Source organism: Coleofasciculus sp. FACHB-712, assembly GCF_014695635.1.
GTDB lineage: Bacteria > Cyanobacteriota > Cyanobacteriia > Cyanobacteriales > FACHB-T130 > FACHB-T130.
On record NZ_JACJOQ010000248.1, the window covers coordinates 1 to 4068 of the forward strand.

A 4068-nucleotide genomic window follows, 5' to 3' on the forward strand; every position below is an offset into this window, starting at 1 on the left:
AGTGCTGACTGCACCGGCTGGGGATCGTCATTGAGAAAAGTTTGCAAGCGGGCAGCCGGACTCAACTCACGGACGATCCACGGTCCCAAAGGACAAAAAGTATCAAATCCTTTTGCCCGCGTCCATTGAAGATCCTGCTTTTGCAGATCGCGGGCGGTAACATCATTGGCAATGGTGTAACCCCAAATTTTAGTTTGTGCCTCTTCTGGCGTACAGCAATAAACGCGATCGCCAATGATTAAAGCTAATTCGCCCTCGTAGTCCACTCGCTGTGACTGCGGGGGGTAGTGAATTTCTGTCCCCGCTGCGGTTACAGACGTTGGCGGCTTGAGAAATAGTAACGGTTCTTTTGGCACATCCGTCCCCATTTCAGCGGCGTGGCTGGCATAATTTTTGCCCACCGCGATAATTTTAGACGGGGCACAAGGAGCCAGAATTTGATAAGTATCGGGTTCTAACTGCAAATCCGTAGGTTGCCCGTGTAACCAGGGAGGCGCATCAAGCACCTGAACGCCTCGGCTTAGTTGCAATAAACCGTAGTAAGTCTGTCCTTTTGCGGTTCGGACTCGGACGTAGCGCTGCGCCATAATGTTGACTGCTATTTGATTATGCTGATGTGTGGTCTGGACGTTGAGGTGAATTTACCCTGGTAACTTTGTACAATTGATGGACTGGTAGTAAGATTTTAATTCCTTGCTTCTTCATCTTTAGACGCTATAGGCTAGCGAGTTGAGATTTTCAAGGTGCGACTTCCATTCCCAATCCCAAACTTCCTAGTCCCAGTGCTAGAAGAAGCCGTCTTGTCCATAAGGAGATTAACAGCAATGCAGATCGTTTACGAAACTATGTACATCCTCCGTCCCGATTTGACCGAGGAACAAGTAAACTTGGCGATCGCCAAGTATCAAGGTATTTTGAGCGACAATGGGGCACACGACATCGAAATCCAGCATCGGGGTCGGCGGCGTCTAGCTCAAGATATCGGCAAGCATCGGGAAGGCATTTATGTCCAGATGAATTACCAATGCAATGGCAGCCAGATAGCGCCGATGGAACGGGCAATGCGTCTGTCGGAAGAAGTCATCCGCTACCTCACCATCAAGCAGGAAGTGCGCGAACCGAAGCCAGAGCCAGTTGAGGCAGAAGCAGTCAGTTAAGTGCGATTGGGGTGGAGTCTCTCCGCCCTTATTGAGTCGAAAGGTGGACTTTCGTCCCACCCTCCATTCCTTCCCTCACACCAGGGAGGGAATTTTTTTTTATTCGCAATCTAGCAATGAGCCATTGACTCCAGATTGTTATACTGACGTGTGAGACACGGTATTCGACTGAGATTCGTTTTATAAAATGCAGCCTACTGACCCTGCCAAGTTTACTGAGAAAGCCTGGGAAGCCATCATCAAATCTCAAGATGTGGCGCGTCGATTCAAAAATCAGCAGCTAGAGGTAGAGCATTTAACGATCGCGCTTCTGGAAGAAGAAGAAGGGCTGACAAATCGGATTTTGAGTCGAGTCAATGTGGACATCCAGGCGTTAAAGTCGCAACTCGAAGCCTTCACCCAACGCCAGCCCAAAGTCGCTGTCGTTGACCAGTTGTACCTGGGGAGGGGCTTAGATGTCATGTTAGACCGAGCTGAAGCCTCACGAACTACCTTGCAGGACGAATTCATCTCGGTAGAACATCTATTAGTCGGCTTCGTCGAAGATGACCGCATCGGACGCCGGTTGCTCAAAAGCTTCAACTTCGATCGGCAAAAGCTAGAAGCAACGATCAAAGAGGTTCGGGGTACGCAGAAAGTAAAAGACCAAAATCCAGAGGCTCGCTATGAAGCCTTGGAAAAGTACGGGCGCGATCTGACAGAAACAGCCAAATCCGGTAAGTTAGACCCCGTAATTGGGCGAGATGAGGAAATTCGCCGCGTGGTGCAGGTGCTATCTCGCCGGAGTAAGAACAACCCCGTTTTGATTGGGGAACCAGGAGTAGGTAAGACAGCGATCGCAGAAGGGTTAGCCCAGCGCATCATCAACGGCGATGTACCTGAATCTTTGAAGAACCGCCGCCTAATTGCCCTGGATATGGGGAGTCTGATTGCGGGAGCCAAATATCGGGGAGAATTTGAAGACCGCCTCAGATCGGTGCTAAAAGAAGTCATCGATTCAGTCGGTCAGATTGTCCTCTTTATTGATGAGATGCACACGGTGGTTGGTGCGGGTGCCACTCAAGGGGCAATGGATGCGAGTAACTTGCTCAAACCGATGCTGGCGCGGGGAGAACTGCGTTGCATTGGGGCGACGACCCTAGACGAGTACCGCAAGCACATTGAAAAAGATGCGGCACTCGAACGCCGGTTTCAACAAGTCTATGTTAATCAGCCCAGCGTAGAAGACACGGTTTCGATTCTGCGGGGGCTGAAAGAACGTTACGAAGTCCACCACGGCGTGAAGATTACCGATTCTGCCTTAGTTGCCGCCGCCAGCTTGAGCGATCGCTACATCACCGAGCGGTTTTTGCCAGATAAAGCAATTGACTTGGTCGATGAAGCTGCTGCCAAGTTGAAAATGGAGATTACGTCCAAGCCGGTAGAACTAGAGGCAATTGACCGACGGGTGATGCAGCTAGAGATGGAAAAGCTCTCCCTGCAAGGAGAAGGTCAACGGACGGGTTTAACAACCGTTGTGGGTGCCTTTCGATCCTCTCAAGAGCGTTTAGAGCGTATTGAACAAGAGATTGCCTCCCTGAGCGAAAAACAAGTTCAACTCAGTTCCCAGTGGCAATCAGAAAAACAGCTCTTAGAAGACATTAACGCAGTGAAGGAGGAAGAAGATAAACTCCGGGTGCAAATAGAGCAGGCAGAACGCGCCTACGACCTTAACAAAGCTGCTCAGCTGAAGTATGGACGGTTGGAGGTTTTAGGACGCGACCGGGAAGCCAAAGAAGCCCAACTGTTGGAACTGCAATCTCGCGGTGCTGCCTTGCTGCGGGAAGAGGTACGCGAAGACGACATTGCCGAAATTGTCGCTAAATGGACGGGTATCCCAGTCAACCGCCTGCTAGAGTCGGAACGGCAAAAGCTACTCCAGCTTGAATCTCATCTCCACGAACGGGTGATCGGTCAGCAAGAAGCCGTTGCCGCCGTTTCCGCTGCCATCCGTCGCACCCGTGCGGGGATGAAAGATCCCAGTCGTCCGATCGGTTCTTTCCTGTTCATGGGGCCAACAGGGGTGGGCAAAACCGAGCTAGCCCGTGCCTTAGCTCAGTTCCTGTTTGACAGCGAGGAGGCCCTGGTACGGATTGATATGTCCGAGTACATGGAAAAACACGCTGTCTCTCGCCTCGTAGGTGCCCCTCCAGGGTACGTCGGTTACGAAGAAGGCGGTCAACTGTCTGAGGCAATTCGCCGTCGCCCCTACTCGGTCGTGCTGCTGGATGAAGTGGAAAAAGCCCACCGCGATGTGTTCAACATCTTGCTGCAAGTGCTGGATGATGGAAGAATTACCGATTCCCAAGGCAGGACGGTAGATTTCCGGAATACGGTGATTGTGATGACAAGCAACATCGGCAGCGAGCATATTCTCGATCTGGGGGGGAACGAGGACCAGTACGAATTGATGCAGAAGAAAGTAACGGATGCTTTGCGATCGCATTTCCGCCCCGAATTCCTCAATCGCGTGGACGACATTATTCTCTTCCACCGGCTGGAACGTTCGGAACTGCGCCAGATTGTTAGTATTCAAATCAAACAGATTGAGAAGCTGCTAGCCGATCAAAAAATCACCATCGAACTCTCGGCATCTGCCCAAGACCACTTGGCGGAAGTTGGCTACGATCCGATCTATGGTGCCCGTCCTCTGAAACGCGCCATTCAGCGTGAATTGCAAAATACCCTTGCTACAGCGCTGCTAGAAAATACCTTCGTGAGTGGCGACACCATCTTGGTTGATTGTGTGGACAATACGCTGACTTTCAGCAAAAAACAGTCCCTCAGCCTCCTTGAAGCTCAAATCATTTAACAATCATCAGTAGAGACGTTGCCTCTAAACGTCTCTACTGTTAGTCTGAAAGCAATACAA

The 4068-nt window shown here is 50.9% G+C and carries 3 protein-coding genes; 2 read left to right on the plus strand and 1 reads right to left on the minus strand.

The window, feature by feature from the left end:
- A partial coding sequence (locus tag H6F50_RS07160) for a fumarylacetoacetate hydrolase family protein (protein ID WP_190427930.1) occupies positions 1-587 on the minus strand: 587 nt, incomplete at its 3' end.
- Between the two features lie 237 nt (positions 588-824).
- On the opposite strand from H6F50_RS07160, the gene rpsF reads away from it, so the two are divergent.
- Together rpsF and clpB are read left to right on the plus strand one after the other, a co-directional pair.
- A complete protein-coding gene (rpsF, locus tag H6F50_RS07165; protein WP_190410636.1) occupies positions 825-1157 on the plus strand; it encodes a 30S ribosomal protein S6 in 333 nt (110 codons plus the stop codon).
- A gap of 187 nt (positions 1158-1344) precedes the next feature.
- Entirely contained in the window at positions 1345-4008 is a 2664-nt protein-coding gene (gene clpB, locus H6F50_RS07170) for an ATP-dependent chaperone ClpB (RefSeq protein ID WP_190427932.1), read from the plus strand.
- Positions 4009-4068: the final 60 nt, after the last annotated feature.